19 protein-coding genes are annotated in these 18,172 nt (G+C 70.3%); 13 read left to right on the top strand and 6 right to left on the bottom strand.

The window, feature by feature from the left end; all coding sequences use genetic code 11:
- Positions 1 to 143: 143 nt before the first annotated feature.
- The 5 genes from ACQPZF_RS33960 to ACQPZF_RS33940 all read left to right on the top strand — a co-directional run bounded on the left by ACQPZF_RS33960 (position 144) and on the right by ACQPZF_RS33940 (position 6,438).
- Positions 144 to 500, top strand: coding sequence for a YraN family protein (locus ACQPZF_RS33960; protein WP_433264053.1), 357 nt, complete (start codon positions 144 to 146; stop codon positions 498 to 500).
- A gap of 1 nt (position 501) precedes the next feature.
- Positions 502 to 2,022, top strand: a complete 1,521-nt coding sequence (locus tag ACQPZF_RS33955) for a YifB family Mg chelatase-like AAA ATPase (RefSeq protein WP_433264052.1) — start codon at positions 502 to 504, stop codon at positions 2,020 to 2,022.
- 1,241 nt (positions 2,023 to 3,263) lie between these two features.
- A complete protein-coding gene (gene dprA / locus ACQPZF_RS33950) occupies positions 3,264 to 4,412 on the top strand; it encodes a DNA-processing protein DprA (RefSeq protein ID WP_433264050.1) in 1,149 nt (382 codons plus the stop codon).
- 33 nt (positions 4,413 to 4,445) lie between these two features.
- Positions 4,446 to 5,423, top strand: a complete 978-nt coding sequence (locus ACQPZF_RS33945; protein ID WP_433264048.1) for a tyrosine recombinase XerC — start codon at positions 4,446 to 4,448, stop codon at positions 5,421 to 5,423.
- Positions 5,398 to 6,438 (top strand): FliA/WhiG family RNA polymerase sigma factor, encoded by a 1,041-nt coding sequence (locus ACQPZF_RS33940; protein WP_433264046.1) that lies wholly within the window; start codon positions 5,398 to 5,400, stop codon positions 6,436 to 6,438. Before ACQPZF_RS33945 ends, ACQPZF_RS33940 begins: the two co-directional genes overlap by 26 nt.
- A gap of 281 nt (positions 6,439 to 6,719) precedes the next feature.
- Here the strand turns inward: ACQPZF_RS33940 and ACQPZF_RS33935 are convergent, their stop codons facing one another.
- The gene (locus tag ACQPZF_RS33935; RefSeq protein WP_433264045.1) at positions 6,720 to 7,280 is read right to left on the bottom strand and encodes a murein hydrolase activator EnvC family protein; all 561 of its coding nucleotides are present in this window, start codon (positions 7,278 to 7,280) and stop codon (positions 6,720 to 6,722) included.
- A gap of 354 nt (positions 7,281 to 7,634) precedes the next feature.
- Between ACQPZF_RS33935 and rpsB the strand changes: the two genes are divergently transcribed.
- From rpsB to ACQPZF_RS33910, 5 genes are all read left to right on the top strand, one after another.
- On the top strand, positions 7,635 to 8,552 hold the full coding sequence (gene rpsB, locus ACQPZF_RS33930) for a 30S ribosomal protein S2 (protein ID WP_433264043.1): 918 nt from the start codon (positions 7,635 to 7,637) through the stop codon (positions 8,550 to 8,552).
- 108 nt (positions 8,553 to 8,660) lie between these two features.
- Positions 8,661 to 9,476, top strand: a complete 816-nt coding sequence (gene tsf / locus ACQPZF_RS33925; protein WP_433264041.1) for a translation elongation factor Ts — start codon at positions 8,661 to 8,663, stop codon at positions 9,474 to 9,476.
- A 112-nt stretch (positions 9,477 to 9,588) separates the two neighbouring features.
- Positions 9,589 to 10,299, top strand: coding sequence for a UMP kinase (gene pyrH / locus ACQPZF_RS33920; RefSeq protein WP_433274834.1), 711 nt, complete (start codon positions 9,589 to 9,591; stop codon positions 10,297 to 10,299).
- Positions 10,300 to 10,345: 46 nt separating this feature from the next.
- Entirely contained in the window at positions 10,346 to 10,903 is a 558-nt protein-coding gene (gene frr / locus ACQPZF_RS33915) for a ribosome recycling factor (protein WP_433264040.1), read from the top strand.
- Between the two features lie 80 nt (positions 10,904 to 10,983).
- The gene (locus ACQPZF_RS33910) at positions 10,984 to 11,835 is read left to right on the top strand and encodes a phosphatidate cytidylyltransferase (RefSeq protein ID WP_433264038.1); all 852 of its coding nucleotides are present in this window, start codon (positions 10,984 to 10,986) and stop codon (positions 11,833 to 11,835) included.
- 214 nt (positions 11,836 to 12,049) lie between these two features.
- Here ACQPZF_RS33910 and ACQPZF_RS33905 read toward each other — a convergent pair whose 3' ends face one another.
- Both ACQPZF_RS33905 and ACQPZF_RS33900 read right to left on the bottom strand, forming a co-directional pair.
- Positions 12,050 to 12,397, bottom strand: a complete 348-nt coding sequence (locus ACQPZF_RS33905) for a VOC family protein (protein ID WP_433264036.1) — start codon at positions 12,395 to 12,397, stop codon at positions 12,050 to 12,052.
- Positions 12,398 to 12,498: 101 nt separating this feature from the next.
- Positions 12,499 to 13,314 (bottom strand): VOC family protein, encoded by an 816-nt coding sequence (locus ACQPZF_RS33900; RefSeq protein WP_433264034.1) that lies wholly within the window; start codon positions 13,312 to 13,314, stop codon positions 12,499 to 12,501.
- Positions 13,315 to 13,369: 55 nt separating this feature from the next.
- Here ACQPZF_RS33900 and ACQPZF_RS33895 point away from each other — a divergent pair, with 55 nt between their 5' ends.
- Positions 13,370 to 14,116 carry a class I SAM-dependent methyltransferase gene (locus ACQPZF_RS33895; protein WP_433264032.1) on the top strand — a complete coding sequence of 249 codons (747 nt, stop codon included), beginning with the start codon at positions 13,370 to 13,372 and terminating at the stop codon, positions 14,114 to 14,116.
- 28 nt (positions 14,117 to 14,144) lie between these two features.
- Positions 14,145 to 15,122: an aldo/keto reductase gene (locus ACQPZF_RS33890; protein ID WP_433264030.1), complete on the top strand. Its 978-nt coding sequence runs from the start codon at positions 14,145 to 14,147 to the stop codon at positions 15,120 to 15,122.
- Between the two features lies 1 nt (position 15,123).
- On the opposite strand, the gene ACQPZF_RS33885 is transcribed toward ACQPZF_RS33890, so the two are convergent.
- The gene (locus ACQPZF_RS33885; protein ID WP_433264028.1) at positions 15,124 to 15,762 is read right to left on the bottom strand and encodes a PadR family transcriptional regulator; all 639 of its coding nucleotides are present in this window, start codon (positions 15,760 to 15,762) and stop codon (positions 15,124 to 15,126) included.
- 108 nt (positions 15,763 to 15,870) lie between these two features.
- Between ACQPZF_RS33885 and rlmN the strand changes: the two genes are divergently transcribed.
- Complete coding sequence (rlmN, locus tag ACQPZF_RS33880; protein ID WP_433264026.1) at positions 15,871 to 16,977, top strand: 23S rRNA (adenine(2503)-C(2))-methyltransferase RlmN; 1,107 nt, start codon at positions 15,871 to 15,873, stop codon at positions 16,975 to 16,977.
- On the opposite strand, the gene ACQPZF_RS33875 is transcribed toward rlmN, so the two are convergent.
- Positions 16,956 to 17,663 (bottom strand): PP2C family protein-serine/threonine phosphatase, encoded by a 708-nt coding sequence (locus ACQPZF_RS33875; protein ID WP_433264024.1) that lies wholly within the window; start codon positions 17,661 to 17,663, stop codon positions 16,956 to 16,958. The two genes, rlmN and ACQPZF_RS33875, sit on opposite strands and share 22 nt — an antisense overlap.
- A gap of 10 nt (positions 17,664 to 17,673) precedes the next feature.
- Positions 17,674 to 18,162 carry a beta-class carbonic anhydrase gene (locus ACQPZF_RS33870; protein ID WP_433264022.1) on the bottom strand — a complete coding sequence of 163 codons (489 nt, stop codon included), beginning with the start codon at positions 18,160 to 18,162 and terminating at the stop codon, positions 17,674 to 17,676.
- Between the last annotated feature and the right edge of the window lie 10 nt (positions 18,163 to 18,172).

Here is an 18,172-nt window from a genome sequence, read left to right as displayed (position 1 = left end):
ACCCCGGCCCCGTCGGAGCGGCCGGCAGCGACTTGTCCACAGGCCGCAAACCTGTCCACAGATCCCGATCACCCCCTGGCTCCCCCCGATCCGCTTCGGCACAGTCGATCACAACACGACCCCCACCGAAGCCGGAGCCGATCATGAGGACCACCCAGGAGCTGGGCAGACTGGGCGAGCACGTCGCCTGCGAGTACCTGCGCCGCCAGGAGCGGCTGGAGCTGCTCCAGCGCAACTGGCAGTGCCCTGAGGGCGAGCTGGACATCGTCGCGACCGACCGGGCACAACTGGTCGTCTGCGAGGTGAAGTGCCGCTCGGGCCCTGGCCGCGGCAGCCCGCTGGAAGCCGTGACCCGGGCCAAGCTGGACCGCGTCCGGGCGCTGGCCCTGCGCTGGCGGGAGATCCACGACCTGAACCGCCTGCGGATCCGCTGCGACCTGGTGGGCATCGTCTGGCCGCGCTCCGGTCCCATCCTCCTGCACCACGTGCGAGGTGCCTGACATGGCACTCGCCAGAGCCTGGTCGGTGGCCCTGTTCGGCGTGGACGGGGTGCCGGTCGAGATCGAGGCGGACGTCGGCGCGGGCACGGTCCGCACCCAACTGCTGGGCCTGCCCGACGCCGCGCTGCACGAGTCCAAGGACCGAGTGAAGGCCGCCGTCCGCAACAGCAACCACAACTGGCCGACCCAGCGCGTGACCCTCGGCCTGTCCCCGGCGACGCTGCCGAAAGGCGGATCGGGCTACGACCTCGCCTTGGCCTGCGTGGTGCTGGCGGCCTCGCAGGCGGTCCCGGCGGAGCGCCTGAGCGGCACCGTCCTCATCGGCGAACTGGCCCTGGACGGCCGAGTGCGCACGGTCCGAGGCGTGCTGCCCGCCCTGATGGCAGCCCGCCGCGCCGGCCTGACGAGGGCCGTCGTCCCCACCGCGTCCCTACCGGAAGCCGCTTTGGTGGAGGGCCTGTCCCTGCACGGCGCGGCGACCCTCACCGATGTGATCGGCTGGCTGAACGGCGACGACACGTCCCTGACCCGACCCCCGCCGCCGTCCCTGGCGCCACCACCCGCACCTTCCGGCCCGGACCTGGCGGACGTGGTGGGCCAGCCGGAGGCCCGCTGGGCCTTGGAAGTGGCGGCGGCGGGCGGCCACCACATCCTGCTCACCGGCCCACCCGGCACCGGGAAGACGATGCTGGCCGAACGCCTGGTCAGCCTCCTGCCGCCGCTGTCGACGGACGAGGCGATCGGGGTGACGGCGATTCACTCCATCGCCGGCCTGCTGACCCCGGAAACCCCACTGGTCGGCACACCCCCGTTCGTCTCCCTGCACCCGTCCACCTCGACGGCGGCACTGGTCGGCGGAGGCACCGGTCTGGCCAAACCCGGAGCGGTGAGCCACGCCCACAAAGGAGTCCTGTTCATAGACGAAGCCTGCGAATTCGGAGCGCGCAGCCTGGAGGCCCTGCGCACCTGCCTGGAAGAAGGCGAAGTGCGCATAGCCCGAAGGGACGGAATAGCCAGATACCCGGCACGTTTCCAGTTGGTCCTGGCGACCAATCCCTGCCCCTGCGCTCCGCCGAAAGACCTGGACTGCATTTGCCTGCCCGCGGCAAAACGCCGTTACCAAGCAAAACTCTCCGGCCCACTCCTGGACCGGGTGGACCTCCGGGTGACGATGCGCCCATTGACGGTGATGATGGCCGCCGAGGTAGCGGAACCAGAACCGACGGAAGTAGTCCGCGCCCGAGTCTTCAAGGCGAGGACGAGGGCACGGGAGCGCTGGGCAGCCCACGGCTGGCGAACCAACGCCGAAGTCCCAGGCCCGGTCCTCAGGCGAGAGTTCCGCCTACCGCGAGAGGCGACAACGCTACTCGACCGAGCCCTGGCACTAGGAGCCCTGACGGGCCGAGGCGCGGACAGATGCCTCCGAGTGGCCTGGACCCTGGCCGACCTCGGCGAGACCAACCAACCCACCGCAGACCACGTGTCCGCGGCCCTGGAATTCCGAGAAAGGAGAAAGTCATGACCAACAACACCTGGCCGTCCCACCCCCTGATCCCGAAACTGACCCGCCTGAAACCCCCACAACCCCCAGTGATCCCGACTATCCCGCCATCCCTACGCCACGGCCCCTACGCAGGCAGACCAAGACTCCGCCGCCTGGCGAACCACAAAGACGGCACCCGCTGGGCCCTGGGCCAACCAGGAAAACGAATAAAAGCAGACCCTCGACAACAACCCCCAGACAGCCCCACTCCCACCAAGGCACAGAAAACCCCTAACGGAGGCACCCCATGACCAACGAACCCCCCAACACCCCCAACACCGACAACGAACCGCCTCACCCCCACAACGCACCCACCCCCGAACCCACGAAGCAACAACACCACCACGAACCCAAGGCACCCCCACCGCTGCCACGGTCACTAGGGGGCGAACAAGCAACCCGCACCAACGAAGCCCCCACCACCCCAGCCCTAGTCGCCCTCAACACCCCCAACCCGACCACAAGCCCCACCCCTCACCCTCAGCCCCCAAAGACGCCACCGACCCAGCCACTTTCGGCACCCGCCAACGGCGTCGCACCCGAGCCGCGCCGACCTGACCACATCGACTGGCCAAAGACGTCAGCCGACACCCGCGAAGATTTCCGACGAGGCAACAGCACCCCCGTCCCCACGGCAGCACGCGGCGGGGACAACTCAGGCCCCCGACGCAGCCACCGCGCCGAGCACTCAACCCACCCGATAACCACACCGATCACCGCGCCGGCCACCGCGCCGGCCACCGCGTCCGCCACCGCGCCGAGCCCGACCCTTGATGGCGGATCACCCCACCGTGAAAACGCCTGGTCGGCTGAGGACCCAGTCAATCGCCTCCGAGCCGGACGTGAAGGCATCACCGCACCCACCGCCGCCGGCCATGGCGCGGAGCACGAGTGCCGATGTGCCTCCGAACCCTCCGCCGAGCCCCACCCCCATACCGACGTGCGCAACGAGTGCGAATGCGCCCCCTGCGCCGGCGTCACGCGGCGAGGGCGGGCCTGCGCTTCCGTCGATCTGGACGCCTGCGGCCCGGGATGTGGCTCGCGGGCGCACCGGCGCAAGAGCTGGCTCTGTGGCCGTGTTGCGTATTCCTGGTTGTCCCGGCTGAAGACCGGCTGCGCGTCGTGGCCCGCCCCGTGCCGGAACTCGGCGCGGACCTGTTCGCGGCGGGGCCGGGTGTGGTGGTCGGTGCGTGGCGGCCTGTAGTTGTCGGCGGTGTCTCGTGAGTGACGACGAGGTCCGGTCGGCTCGGGCCTATCTCTCCCGCGTCGCGGAGCCGCCGGCCAACGCGCTCTCCGCCCTGGTCGCCGAAGTCGGGCCGGTGCGGGCGGCTCGGCTCGTTCGGCAGGGTGACGTTCCCGGTGCTGTCGACAGCCAGACGTCCGCTCGGCGGGCCGAGGACAAGGCCGAGGACGACTTGGCCGCCGTCTCCGGGCTCGGCGGCAGGCTGGTCATCCCCGAAGACGACGAGTGGCCCGAGTGGCCGCTCAACGCCCTCGCCGTCGCCGCTGCGCACGGGCTGCGGTGTGGGTTGGAGCCGCTGGCGTTGTGGGTTCGCGGAGACGGTGACTTGGCCAAGCTCACCGAGCGGGCGGTTGCCGTGGTGGGTAGTCGGTCGGCCAGCGGGTACGGGCAGCATGTCGCGGCCGAGTTCGGGTTCGGGCTGGCCGACGCCGGTGTCACGGTGGTGTCCGGCGCCGCCTACGGCATCGACGGGGCCGCCCATCGCGGGGCGTTGACCGCGGGCGGGCCGACCATCGCCGTGCTGGCCTGTGGCGTCGACATCGCTTATCCCCATGGCCACAAGGGGTTGCTCGAACGCATCCCGCACCACGGTCTCATCGTCAGCGAGTACCCGCCTGGGCACCGGCCCGCCCGGCACCGCTTCCTCACCCGAAACCGCCTCATCGCGGCTTTGGGGGAAGGGACGGTGGTGGTCGAGGCGGGCAAGCGCAGCGGCGCCAAGAACACCGCAGCCTCGACCGCTGCCCTGGGGCGGGTGTTGATGGCGGTGCCGGGGCCGATCACGTCCGCCAGCTCGTCCGGCTGCCACGAACTGCTGCGGGCGGGGGACGCGCTTGCCGTGAGCAGCGTCGCCGAGGTCATCGAGTCGACCGGACGGCTCGGGGTGGATCTGGTCGAAGCGACGCGGAACACCGAGGTCGAGCTGCCGCACGGTGAGGCGTTGCGGGTGTTCGAAGCGCTCCCGCTCAGCTCCGGGGCCAGTGCCGAGGCGGTCGCGGTCGAATCCGGCGTCGAGCTGCCCAGGGTCCGGGCGTTGTTGCCGCAGTTGGAGCTGGCCCTGCTCGCGGAACGGGTCGAGACTGGATGGAAGCGCTCTCATGAGGGGAGTTGGCGTGGCGATACTTGACCAAGTGCGTTCGGAGGCGCAGCGTCTGGGGCTATGTCCCCGCCGCCGCCCGCTCGGACTCGTCGTGTCGATCTTGTCGGCCTGCGTCGCGAGCTGCCTGGCGACGTGTCGGCGGCCCTGGACGGTTACGAACGTCATCTTGCGATGGAGCGCTCGCTGTCGCCGCACACCGTCCGCGCCTACCTCGCCGACGTGGTCTCCCTGCTGGTCCACCTGGCGTCCGGCACCGCTGCCGACGCCACGGTGGAGGCGGTCGACCTGGCCGGCCTCCGCTCGTGGCTGGCGGCCCAGCACTCGGCGGGCGCGAGCCGGACGACGTTGGCCCGGCGCGCGGCCGCCGCCCGGACGTTCACCGCCTGGGCGTCGCGGGCGGGACTGCTCGCCGACGATCCGGGCCCTCGGCTCGCCGCGCCCCGGCCGCACCGCACGCTGCCCGCGGTGTTGCGTCCCGAGCAGGCGAAGGCCGCGATGTCAGCCGCGGAAGTAGGCGCGGAACAGGGCGATCCGGTTGCGCTGCGTGACCAAGCCGTGGTGGAGTTGCTGTACGCGACAGGCGTCCGGGTCGCCGAGTTGTGCGGTCTCGACCTCGACGACATCGACTACTCCCAAAGGGTGATTCGGGTTCTGGGCAAGGGCAGGCGCGAACGCACCGTGCCGTTCGGCGTTCCGGCCGAACGGGCAGTACGGCGCTGGGTGGAACACGGTCGATCGTCCCTGGTCAGCGCCCATTCACAGAAAGCGCTTTTCGTCGGCGCGCGCGGCGGCAGACTGGATCCGCGTACCGCCAGGAGGGTTGTCCACGATGTAGTGGGTGCGGTACCCGAGACGGCCGACATCGGGCCGCACGGCCTGCGCCACACCGCGGCCACGCACCTGTTGGAAGGGGGAGCGGACCTGCGCACCGTCCAAGAGCTTCTCGGTCACGCTACGCTCGCAACGACTCAGCTCTACACACACGTCACCGTCGAACGGCTGAAGGCGATCCATGACCGAACCCACCCCCGTTCCTGACGTCGCAGGGGGAGGTTCGCGGACCGCAACCGTGACCTCTCCTTCCGCCGCGCACGTCGGGACCTCGTCGGAGGCGCACGATTCGGCTGCGCACGCCCCGACCGGGACGAACGGTCACCACGCCGAAGGCGAGGCCGCGCCCGACGCGCACGCCGACGAAGTGTGCCCGCACAACGGGTACGCCGTGACCGCGTCCGCCGGCAGACCGGCGCACCCGGCGTCCGAGTCGCGCACGGCCGACGACGTGGAAGCCGGGATCATCGCGCTCTGGCACACCTATGGCCAGTCGCACCAGCAGGTCCTGCGCGACCGGCTGGTGCTGCACTACGCGCCGCTGGTGAAGTACGTCGCGGGCCGGGTCGGCACCGGCCTGCCCGCGCACGTGGACGTCGCCGACCTGATCCAGTCCGGCATCTTCGGCTTGGTCGACGCGATCGAGAAGTTCGAGCCCGAACGCGGCCTGAAGTTCGAGACGTACGCCATGCAGCGCATTCGCGGCGCGATCCTGGACGACCTGCGCTCGCAGGACTGGGTTCCGCGATCCGTCCGCAGCCGAGCCCGCGACGTCGAACGAGCCCTGGAACGCCTCGGCGCAAGCCTCCAGCGCACGCCGACCGATCGCGAGCTGGCCGTCGAGCTCAAGATCGGCCTGGCCGAGCTGCGGGAGCTGTACGCGCAGCTCCAGCTCACCAGCGTGGTCGCCTTGGACGAGCTGATCGCCGCAGGCCGCACCGTCGGCGGCGCGGGCGCGTCGCTCGCCGAGTCACTACCCGACGAGGGCGCGGAAGACCCGATCGCCACCCTGGTCGACCAGGACAGCCGCCGCCAACTGGCGGACGCGATAGCGCAACTCGCCGAACGCGACCGCGTCGTGGTGACGCTGTACTACTTCGAGAACCTGACCCTCGCCGAGATCGGCAAGGTCCTGGGCGTGACGGAATCCAGGGTCTGCCAACTCCACACCCGCGCGGTGCTGAGGCTGCGCACCAAGCTCAACGAACAGCTCGAAGCCTGAGAAGCCCCACCCGACCGCAGCCCGACCACCCGACGGCAGCCCGACCCCAGGCCGACGGCAGCCCGATCACCCGACGGCAGGGCGACGGCGGGCCGAGGCGGTCAGAGGCCGACCTGCGACGACGCTGTACTGACCGGATGTCGCGGTGCCCCGCCGGACGAGGGCTGCTGCGGCATCGCGCCAGGGTGACCTGTGGCGTGCTGCGACGCCCGAGGTATGGGCAGGGCGTGGCCGCCTCGCTCAGGCTGGTGGCGGCGTGGTTCAGGCCGGTGGCGGCTTGGCTACGTGCCCGCCCTGGGTGGTGGCGTGTAGGCAGGCGAAGGCGTGGGATGGACGAGTGGCAGTAGGCGGACGTGCGCCGTCGCCAGGAGTGTCAGTGGGTCCAGGTACTCCCGGCCGCCGTGTGGGGTGGTTCGCAGGGCTCCCCAGTGCAGGCAGGTGGTCCGGCAGCCCTCGTGGCCCGGTTGTAGGGCGCCGATCGGGGCCCCTCTTGCTACCCGTTGACCTCGTGTGACCAGGGGTTTCACCGGTTCGTAGGTGGTGCGCAGGCCTCCCTGGTGAGCCAGCGACACCAACTGCCTCGGTCCTACCGTGCCGGCGAACACGACTGTCGCGTCGGCGGCGGCCAGAACCGGGGTGTCGGGCGTGCTGCCCAGGTCCACGCCTCGGTGGCCGGCGCCGAAGGGCGTCGATGGGCCTTGGAAGGCTCGCAGCACCGGATGTGGCGGAGCCAGCGGCCAGGCGTAGCGGGGTGGGCGGGCCGCTGCGTGCGGTGCGGTCGCCAGGGGGAGTAGCAGCGCTGTCAGGGCCAGGACCAGCAGTGTTCGGTTTTTGGGGGTCATGGATCCACCGTGCCGGAGGTTGTCGGGGGCTACCAGCGGCTATCCGGGAACTGTGGACAGGTGGGTGGGCTGTGGATAACTCCGGGGACAACTCGGGGTCGGGTCGTTATCCGGGCGCTGCTCGGCGTACACTCCTTGCGCGGCCCGTGTAACTGCGGGGCGACTTCGCGTGCCAATGCAGACTTGATCCACCTCACGTGGTCGAGTCACGGCGTCCGGCGGTCCTGAGGTGAACTCCGGTTCGGGCGGCGGCGAGGGCACCAGGGCGGCGGTCCATCCCGGTCCGCCGCGAACAACCGGAACGCGTGCCGGACGAGTGCCGGCGCGCCTGATCGAAGAGGTGCGAACCCGGCCATGGCCGTCGTCACCATGAAGCAGCTACTCGACAGCGGCGTGCACTTCGGGCACCAGACCCGTCGCTGGAACCCGAAGATGAAGCGCTACATCTTCACCGAGCGCAACGGCATCTACATCATCGACCTCCAGCAGACGCTGACCTACATCGACCGGGCTTACGAGTTCGTCCGGGAGACGGTCGCGCACGGTGGGTCGATCCTGTTCATCGGCACCAAGAAGCAGGCGCAGGAGGCCATCGCCAACGAGGCCCTCCGCGTCGGCATGCCCTTCGTCAACCAGCGCTGGCTGGGCGGCATGCTCACCAACTTCTCCACGGTCCACAAGCGCCTCCAGCGGCTCAAGGAGCTGGAGTCGATGGAGCAGACCGGCGGTTTCCAGGGTTTCACCAAGAAGGAAATCCTGATGATGAACCGCGAGAAGGACAAGCTGGAGCGCACGCTCGGCGGTATCCGCGACATGTCCAAGGTGCCCAGCGCCGTGTGGATCGTGGACACCAAGAAGGAGCACATCGCGGTCGGCGAGGCGCGCAAGCTGAACATCCCGATCGTCGCGATCCTCGACACCAACTGCGACCCGGACGAGGTCGACTACCCGATCCCGGGCAACGACGACGCCATCCGGTCCGCCGCGCTGCTGACCAAGGTCGTCGCCGAGGCCGCGGCCGCCGGCCTGATGGCCCGCTCGGGCGCTCGGACCCACGTCGCCGACGGCGCGGACAAGCCCGAGCCGGGTGTCGGCACCGATGAGCCGCTGGCCGAGTGGGAGCAGGAGCTGCTGGTCGGCGCCGACAAGCCCGCCGCTGCCGCCGAGCCTGCCGCTGCCGAGCCTGCCGCTGCCGAGCCCGTCGCCGCTGAGCCCGTCGCCGCCGCTGAGCCGGCCACGCCCGCCGAGGGCACCGAGGCCGTCCAGTCCTGACCCGTCGCACGCCGTGCCCGCGACCACGCGGGCACGGCGTGCGCACCGGCAATCCGGCCACCGCAACACCCCCGCGCGTATCCCGCAGAAGGAACGGAAAACCGCACGATGGCGAACTACACCGCCGCTGACGTGAAGCGTCTGCGCGAGCTGACCGCCGCAGGCATGATGGACTGTAAGAAGGCGCTGGAAGAGGCTGACGGCGACTTCGACAAGGCGGTCGAGATCCTGCGCATCAAGGGTGCGAAGGACGTCGACAAGCGCGCCGCGCGGACCACGTCCAACGGCCTGGTCTCCGCCGAGGACGGCGTGATGATCGAGCTGCGCTGCGAGACCGACTTCGTCGCCAAGAACGCCGACTTCCAGGAGCTGGCCTCCCGCATCGTCGCCGTCGCCAAGGCCACCCGCCCGGCGGACGTCGAGGTGCTCAAGGCCACCGACCTCGACGGCCAGAGCGTCGACGCGGTCCTCCAGGAGTTCTCCGCCAAGATCGGCGAGAAGCTGGAGCTGGCCAAGGTCGCGGTCTTCGACGGCGCCGTCACCACCTACCTGCACCGCCGTGCCGCCGACCTGCCGCCCGCCGTGGGCGTCGTGGTCGAGTACACCGGCGACAGCGAGGACGCCGCGCGCGGCGCCGCGATGCAGATCGCCGCGATGCGTCCCCGCTACCTCACCCGTGACGAGGTGCCGGCGGACGTCGTCGCCAACGAGCGCCGCATCGCCGAGGAGACCTCTCGCGAGGAGGGCAAGCCGGAGGCGGCGCTGCCCAAGATCGTCGAGGGTCGGGTGAACGGCTTCTTCAAGGACGTCGTGCTCCTGGAGCAGGCTTCCGTGACGGAGTCCAAGAAGACCGTCAAGGCTGTGCTGGACGAGGCCGGGGTCACCGTGACCCGCTTCGCCCGGTTCGAGGTCGGCGAGGCCTGATTCGCGTGAGGGCGGGGTTGCGCAAGGATGCAACCCCGCCCTTGCCGTGTCCAGAGGAGGACCTGTGAGCGCAGAGGTAGACGAAGAGCCAGGCCACGGTTACCACCGGGTCATGCTCAAACTCGGCGGCGAGATGTTCGGCGGTGGAGGTGTCGGCGTCGACCCCGACGTCGTGCAGACCGTCTCCCGCCAGATCTCCGCGGTCGTCCGAACAGGGGTCCAGGTCGCCGTCGTCATCGGTGGCGGCAACTTCTTCCGCGGCGCCGAACTCCAGCAGCGCGGCATGGACCGCAGCCGCGCCGACTACATGGGCATGCTCGGCACCGTCATGAACTGCCTGGCGCTGCAGGACTTCCTGGAACGCGAGCACGGCATCGAGACCCGCGTGCAGACCGCCATCACGATGGGCCAGGTCGCCGAGTCCTACATCCCCCGCCGCGCCATGCGCCACCTGGAGAAGGGCCGCGTGGTGATCTTCGGCGGCGGCGCGGGCATGCCGTACTTCTCGACCGACACCACCGCCGCGCAGCGGGCGCTGGAGATCGGCTGCGAGATCGTGCTGATGGCCAAGGCCGTGGACGGCATCTACACCGCGGACCCGAAGACCGACCCGGACGCGCTGATGTTCGACCACATCACCCACCGCGAAGTGCTCGAACGCGGCCTGAACGTCGCCGACGCGACCGCGTTCAGCCTGTGTATGGACAACAACATGCCGATCATGGTGTTCAACCTGCTCACCGAGGGGAACATCGCGCGGGCCGTACGTGGTGAGAAGATCGGCACACTGGTGAGCACCCCCGGTGGTCGCCCGTCCTTCTAGACCTGCTGGGATTTGAGCCGAACTTCGCACACCAAGGGAGTCAGCCGTGATCGACGAGACCCTCCTCGACGCCGAGGAGAAGATGGAAAAAGCGGTGTCCGTGGCGAAGGAAGACCTGGCGGCGGTGCGCACCGGCCGCGCTACGCCCTCCATGTTCTCCCGCATCGTCGTCGAGTACTACGGTTCGCCGACCCCGTTGAACCAACTGGCCAGCGTCGCCATCCCGGAGGCGCGGATGGCGGTCGTCAAGCCCTATGACGTCAGCCAGTTGAACTCGGTCGAGAAGGCCATCCGCGATTCGGACCTCGGCGTGAACCCGAGCAACGACGGCACGGTCATCCGAGTGGTGATCCCGCAGCTCTCCGAGGAGCGCCGCCGCGAGATGGTCAAGGTGGCCAAGGGCAAGGGCGAGGACGCCAAGGTCTCCATCCGCAACATCCGCCGCAAGGCCAAGGAAGAGCTGGACCGCCTGGTCAAGGACGGCGAGGTCGGCGAGGACGACGGCGGCCGGGCGGAGAAGGAACTGGAGAACGTGACGCACCGCTACGTCGCCCAGGTCGAAGAGCTGGTCAAGCACAAGGAAGCCGAGCTGCTCGAGGTCTAGATGGTCGCGTCGGTTTCGTCCGGCCGGGTGGCCGGCCCCATGTTTTCCCTGGCCGGTCGACGGCCGTGATAGGAGCACAGGTGTCAGGCGGCGGTGAGCAGGACGCGGCCAAGAAGGGCGCGTCACGCGCGGGCCGGGACCTGCGCGCGGCCATCGCCGTCGGCGTGGGACTGGGCGCGGTCATCCTGTTCGCCTTGTTCACGGTGCGGCAGACGTTCGTCGGCATCGTCGCCATCGCGGTCGCGGTGGCCATGTACGAGCTGACAGGCGCGCTGAAGCGCGGCGCGGGCGTCCGGGTCGCCATGGCGCCCGTGCTGCTCGGCGGCCAGGCGGTGGTGTGGCTGGCCTGGCCGTACGGGCGCGACGGTGTGCTGACCGCGTTCGCCGTGACCGTCCTGGTCTGCTTGATCTGGCGGCTGAAGGACGGTGCGGACGGGTACCTGCGGGACGTCACCGCGTCCGTTTTCACCGTGGTCTACGTGGCGGTGTTCGGCTCTTTCGCGGTCATGCTCGTGGTCCCCGAGGACGGCGTGTTCCGCGTGCTGTGCTTCCTCATCGGCGTGGTCCTGTCCGACACCGGCGGCTACGCGGCCGGTGTCTTCTTCGGCAAGCACCCCATGGCCCCCGCCATCAGCCCGAAGAAGTCCTGGGAGGGCTTCGCGGGCTCGATGGCGGCGGGCATGGTCGGCGGCGTGCTCACCGTGGGCCTGATGCTGGACGGCCAGTGGTGGCACGGCGTGCTGTTCGGCGCGGCGCTGGTGGTCACCGCCACCACCGGGGACCTGGTGGAGTCGCTGATCAAGCGCGACCTCGGGATCAAGGACATGGGCACGCTGCTGCCGGGCCACGGCGGGCTGATGGACCGGCTGGACTCGCTCCTGCCCTCGGCCGTCGTGTCCTGGCTGCTCCTCCAGGCTTTCGTCCCGGCCTGATCCACGGATCCGGCCTGACCTCCGGCCAGGCCGGACTCACCCGGCTTGACGTCGCCGAGCCGGACCCGCCGAGCCGGACCCGCCGGGGCGGACGCCGCCGGGCAGCGACCCGAACGGTGCCGTCGGCGGCTGCCGCACGGGCCCCGAGCACCCGAGTCCGGCACGCCCGAGCGGCCCTGACCCCTCACACAGGGCCGACCGGGCGCGGGGAAGCTCAGGGGGTCCGGGTCTCCTCGGGCGTCGACCGAAGCACGTGGCCGGCTCCGGGGATCTCCATCGGACCCATGAGCGGCTGCGCGCCGAGGTTCGCGACCTGTTTCGCGGTCTCCGTGATGTCGGTTGTGTGCAGGTACAGCAGCCACCCCGGCGGCGCCTGCTCGTCCGGCGGCGGGTACAGGCCGGCGACCGGCTCGCCGTCGTGGAAAGCCATCGTGTAGCCGTGGAACGACGGGTCGGGGGAGACCTCGTAGGTCCAGCCGAAGAGGCCTGTGTAGAAGTCGCGGCTCGCGGCGAGGTCGCCGGACGGCGCTTCCACCCAGGCCGGGGTTCCGGGGGTGGGCATGGCGTTCTCTTCTCGTGCGGGCGTCAGGTGTGTTCCGAGACGCACCGGACGCTACGCGCGGGGTACGACAATTCCGGGGTCGTCAGTGCTGAGGGACGTTTTCAGTCGTCGAAGGGGTCGTCCACCTGAGCGCCGGTCTCCTCCTCGGACAGCGGCACCGAGCGGGACGGGTCGATCACCGAGAACACCGAGCCGGTGTGGTCGGCGACCACGGTGACCCGGCCGAACGGCGTGTCGTAGGGCTCCACGGTGATGCGCCCGCCCAGTTCGAGGACCCTGGAGGCGACCGAATCGGCCCCGATCTCGGGCGCGGCGGTGAAGTACACCATCCAGTGCGCGGGGGTGTCCGGAGTGAACGCCCGGCCCATCCGCTGCCTGCCCAGCACGGTGTGCCCCTCGACCGCCCAGATCGTGTAGTCCACCGCGTGACCGTCACCGATCTGGGTGATCTCGAAGCCGCACAGCTCCTGGAAGAACGCGTCCGCCGTCCCGCCGTCGCGGGTGTTCAGCTCGGCCCACGCGTAGGCCCCGTGCCCGTCCGTCCCGAACACCCAGTCCGGCGGCACGTGCCGGAAGCCGATCACCCCGCCGGTCGGGTCGGCGATCAGCGTGGTCACCTCGTCCGGCTCGCGCAGCACGTGTCCCCCGATCGCGTGAGCCTTCTCGGCCGTCGCGCGGGTGTGCGGCGAGTTCAGGTAGAGCGTCCAGCCGAAGCCGCCGTCGGCGTGCCGCAGCTCCGCGACCGGCAGCCCGTCCACCACGGCGATGGTGCGGCCGTACACGTCGGCGTAGGTCCAGCCGAACAGCCCGCTGTAGAAGTCGATCGCGGCCTGGTCGTCCACGGTGGGCAGCTCGACCCAACACGGCGCGCCGTGGTGCATTTCCGCCAGAGCGGGAGAATTCGGGACAATTGACACCGTTACCTCCTGCGATGCCGGGGGAACGATCACGGTACGGCTCTACAGTCGTCTCGTGAAGGGATTCGTCCGCGCCGCGTTGGCCGCCGTGCGGCCTGTCGACGTCCTGCCGAGCCCGAACATCTGGCAGTGGCCCGAGGTCTACGAGGTCGAGAACCGGGCGCAGGACGTGGACGGGGTCATCTGGCAGGTGTTGCGCGAGGCCTGTGACTGGACCGGCAAAGACGTGGTGGACGTCGGCTGCGGTGACGGGTTCCACCTGCCGGTGTTCGCGCGTGAGGCGCGACAGGTGACCGGGGTCGAGCCGCACCCGCCGTTGGTGCACCGGGCGCGCGCCAGGGTCGCCGACCTGCCCAACGTGTCCGCGGTCGCCGGACCCGCGCAGCGGCTACCGTTGCCCGACGGCAGCGCGGACCTCGTGCACGCGCGCACGGCGTACTTCTTCGGTCCCGGCTGCGAACCGGGGCTGCGTGAGGCGGACCGGGTGCTGCGGCCCGGCGGCACGCTCGCGATCGTGGACCTCGACGGCACGGCCGAGCCGTACGGGCCGTGGCTCTGCGCCGGCGAGCCCCGCTACAACCCCGCCGACGTGGAGGACTTCTTCACGGCACAGGGTTTCGTGCTGCGCCGTGTACGGGCCGTGTGGCGGTTCGAGACGCGTCAGGACCTGGAAGCGGTGCTGCGCATCGAGTTCTCCGCCGAGATCGCCGAACGGGCCATCGCCCAGACACCGGGACTGTCGTTCGAAGTCGGCTACCGGGTCCACATCCGACACAAACCGTCCGGTCTGTTGCTGCCATAGGTGAATGCGTGCGCATAGGATCGGGTGCGTGGAGAACCGGAACGCACGCAGGTTGGGTCGTCAGGTCGGCGTGGTGGGGCTCGGCTGCTGGCAGCTCGGCGCCGACTGGGGTCAGGTGGACGAGTCGGACGCGCTGGCCGTGCTGCACGCCGCCGCCGACACGGGCGTGAACTTCTTCGACACCGCCGACGTCTACGGCGACGGGCGCAGCGAGACGCTGGTCGGCCGGTTCCTGCGGGAACGCGGCGACGCGGGCATCACCGTGGCGACCAAGATGGGCCGGCGCGTCGAGCAGACCCCGGAGAACTACCACCGGGACAACTTCCTGGCCTGGAACGACCGGTCCCGCGCGAACCTCGGCGTGGACACGCTCGACCTGGTCCAGCTCCACTGCCCGCCGACGCCCGTGTACTCCACCGACGAGGTGTTCGACACCCTGGACGAGATGGTGGAGGCCAAGCGGATCGCCGCGTACGGCGTGTCCGTGGAGACGGTCGACGAAGCGCTGACCGCCATCGCCCGGCCGGGTGTCGCGAGCGTGCAGATCATCCTGAACGCGTTGCGGCTCAAGCCGTTGGAGCGGGTGCTGCCCGCCGCGGCGGACGCGGGCGTGGCGATCATCGCCCGCGTGCCGCTCGCCTCGGGACTGCTCTCCGGGAAGTACCGCCGGGACACCGCGTTCGCCGCCGACGACCACCGCAGCTTCAACCGCAACGGCGAGGCGTTCGACGTCGGCGAGACGTTCTCCGGCGTGCCGTACGAGGTGGGGCTGGAGGCCGTGGAACGGTTGCGCGGCCTGGTGCCCGAGGGCGCGACCATGGCGCAGTTCGCGCTGCGCTGGATCATCGACCAGCCTGGCGTGACCGTGGTGATCCCCGGCGCCCGCAACGCAGACCAGGCGCGGGCCAACTCGGCCGCCGCCGACCTGGCGCCGCTGACGTCACACGACGAGGTGCGCGCGGCATACGACGAGCTGGTGCGGCCGTTGGTGCACGACCGCTGGTGACTCACTCGTCGTCGGTGTCCTCTTCGACGTCCAGCTCGCCCAGGATGGCGTAGAGCTTGCGCCGGGTCTCGTTGAGGACTTCGACGGCACGTGCCTTCTGCTCACGCGTGCCCGCGTGGGCCATCTGCTGCATCGCCGCGCCCAGGTGCCGGGCCGCCGTGCGCAGCTTCGCCGCGTGGACGTCCAGCTCGTCGTTGACCTGCTGCCACGGCGGCGCGCCCTCCAGCTTCGCCGCTTCGGCCTGGCCTGCCTCGGTGAGCGTGAACAGCTTCTTGCCGCCGGACTCCTCCGTCGCCGCGACGAGCCCTTCGTCCGCCAGCAACTGGAGCGTCGGGTAGACCGAGCCGGGGCTGGGCCGCCAGAGCCCGTCGGTGCGCCGGCCGATCTCCTGGATCATCTCGTAGCCGTGCATGGGGCGTTCGGCCAGCAAAGCCAGCACCGCCGCGCGGACGTTGCCCTTGCGCTGCCTGCCGCGCCCGCGACCAGGGCCTCCGCCGCCGTGGAAGAAACCCGGCGGCTCGGGCGGGACGGGCGGACCGCCGAACGGCCCGAAGCCGCCGCCGAAGCCGCGTCGCGGGTCGCCGGAGCCGCGGTCCCGGTGGTGTCGGTCGTGGTGTCGGTGTTCGTGGTGGAACTTCATGTCGTTGACTCCTTCATCGATCGGTTGCGACGTGTCTACGATATATCGGAACGTGTCGCGATGCAACGGTGAAGTGGGTCGCGTGGGCATGGGACACTGGAGGACGCCATGACTGCACTTCCCCTCGTCTTCGACGCGCCCAAACGCGGCCTGCCGCCGCGCCACCTCGCCGACCTCACCGCCGACCAGCGGAAAGAGGCCGTGGCGGCGCTGGGTGAGCAGCCGTTCCGCGCCGCCCAGCTCTCCAACCACTACTTCAGCAGGCTGACCGTCGACCCGGCCGAGATGACGGACATCCCGGCCGCCGCGCGCGACCGGCTCGTCGCCGACCTGATGCCGCCGCTGTGGACCGAGCTGCGCAGCGTCGAAGCCGACGCCGGGACCACGCGGAAGACGCTGCTGCGCGCGCACGACGGGACGCTGGTCGAGAGCGTGCTGATGCGCTACCCGGACCGGGCGACGTTGTGCATTTCAAGCCAGGCCGGCTGCGGCATGGCGTGCCCGTTCTGCGCGACCGGGCAGGGCGGGCTGACGCGGAACCTGTCCACGGCGGAGATCGTGGACCAGGTGCGGCGCGGCGCCGTCGCCATGCGTGACGGCTCGCTGCCCGGCGGGCCGGGGCGGCTGTCGAACATCGTCTTCATGGGCATGGGCGAGCCGCTGGCGAACTACCGGCGGGTGATCGAGGCGGTGCACCGGATCTGCGACCCGGCTCCGCGTGGGCTGGGGATCTCGCAGCGGTCGGTGACGGTGTCGACGGTGGGGTTGGTGCCCGCGATCCGGAAGCTGACCGAGGAGAACCTGCAGGTTCGGCTGGCGGTGTCGTTGCACACGCCGGATGACGAGCTGCGGGACACGTTGGTGCCGGTGAACACGCGGTGGAAGGTCGCCGAGGTGTTGGAGTCGGCTCGTGGTTATGCGGACCGGACCGGGCGCCGGGTGTCCATCGAGTACGCCCTGATCCGGGACATCAACGACCAGCCTTGGCGTGCGGACATGCTGGGCAAGCTGCTGCGCCGGCACTTGGGGCAGTTGGTGCACGTGAACGTGATCCCGTTGAACCCGACTCCGGGGTCGAAGTGGGACGCGTCGCCGAAGCCGGTGGAACGGGAGTTCGTGCGGCGGGTCAACGAGCAGGGCGTGGCTTGCACGGTGCGGGACACGCGGGGGCAGGAGATCGCCGCTGCCTGTGGTCAGCTCGCCGCCGAAGGGTAGGACACCACGACGGCGGTGGCGTTGTCGTTGCCGCCGGCGGCGTCCGCCAAGTCGAGCAGGGTCCTGACCATGGTGTCCGGACCTGCCTGCTGGGACAGGGTCTCCAGGATCCGGTGGTACGGCACCTGTTCCGCCACGCCGTCCGTGCACAGCAGGAACACGTCCCCGGGCCGCGGCGTGATCTTCAGCAGGTCCGGCTCCGGCTCGCCGGGATGTCCGATGTACCGCGTGAGCTGGTAGCGGGCCGAGGCTGCCTGTGGTGAGTCGAACGCGTACCAGCCGTTGACCGCGCCCAGCCACGCCATGGTGTGGTCGACGGTCAGCAGTTCGAGCAGGCCCGACCTCAGGCGGTACAGGCGGGAGTCGCCGAGTTGGGCCGCCCAGAGGCCGTCCGGGGACTCGACGAGCGCCGTCAGCGTGCAGCCGGCCAGACCGCCGATCCGTCGGCCGTAGTCGCCGACCCGGCGTTGGGCCGTCGCCACCGCGTCGGTGATCGAGCCGCCCGAACGCACGCCGGCCACCAGCAGGTCCACCGCCGTGCGGCTCGCCATGGTGCTGCCGGGGCCGTCGCCCATGCCGTCGGCCACCACCGCGAGCAGCGGGTCCGTGCTCAGGTGTGCCACGTCGTAGTTCGCCGAGTAGCGGCGGCCGGTACGACTGCCGGCCGCCGCGGTCAGTGCCTTCACCGCACGGACACTAGGCGACCTCGGCCAGCTTCCCGGTCGCGACGTCGAACACGAAGCCCCGGATCGAGTCCTTCAGCGGCACGTACGGGCTGTTGCGGATGCGGCCGACCGACTGGCGCACGTCCTCCTCCACGTCCTTGAACGCCTCCGCCGCCCACGACGGCTTGACACCCACCTCGTCCTGGATCGACCGCTTGAACTCGTCGTCGGTGAACGTCAGCATCCCGCAGTCCGTGTGGTGGATCAGGATGATCTCCCGCGTGCCCAGCAGGCGCTGGCTGATCGCCAGCGACCGGATCTCGTCCTCGGTCACCACGCCGCCCGCGTTGCGGATCACGTGCGCCTCGCCCTCGTTCAGGCCGAGCACCCGGTACACGTCCAGCCTGGCGTCCATGCACGCCACGATCGCGATGTGCTTCGACGGGGGCAGCGGCAGCGGGCCGGAGAACTGCTCGACGTAGGCGGCGTTGTTGGCCAGTAGTTCGTCCGTGACGGACATGGCGGTTCCT

Source organism: Actinosynnema sp. CS-041913 (assembly GCF_050942485.1).
Classification (GTDB): Bacteria; Actinomycetota; Actinomycetes; order Mycobacteriales; family Pseudonocardiaceae; genus Actinosynnema.
This window is presented reverse-complemented; position numbering and strand designations above follow the sequence as displayed.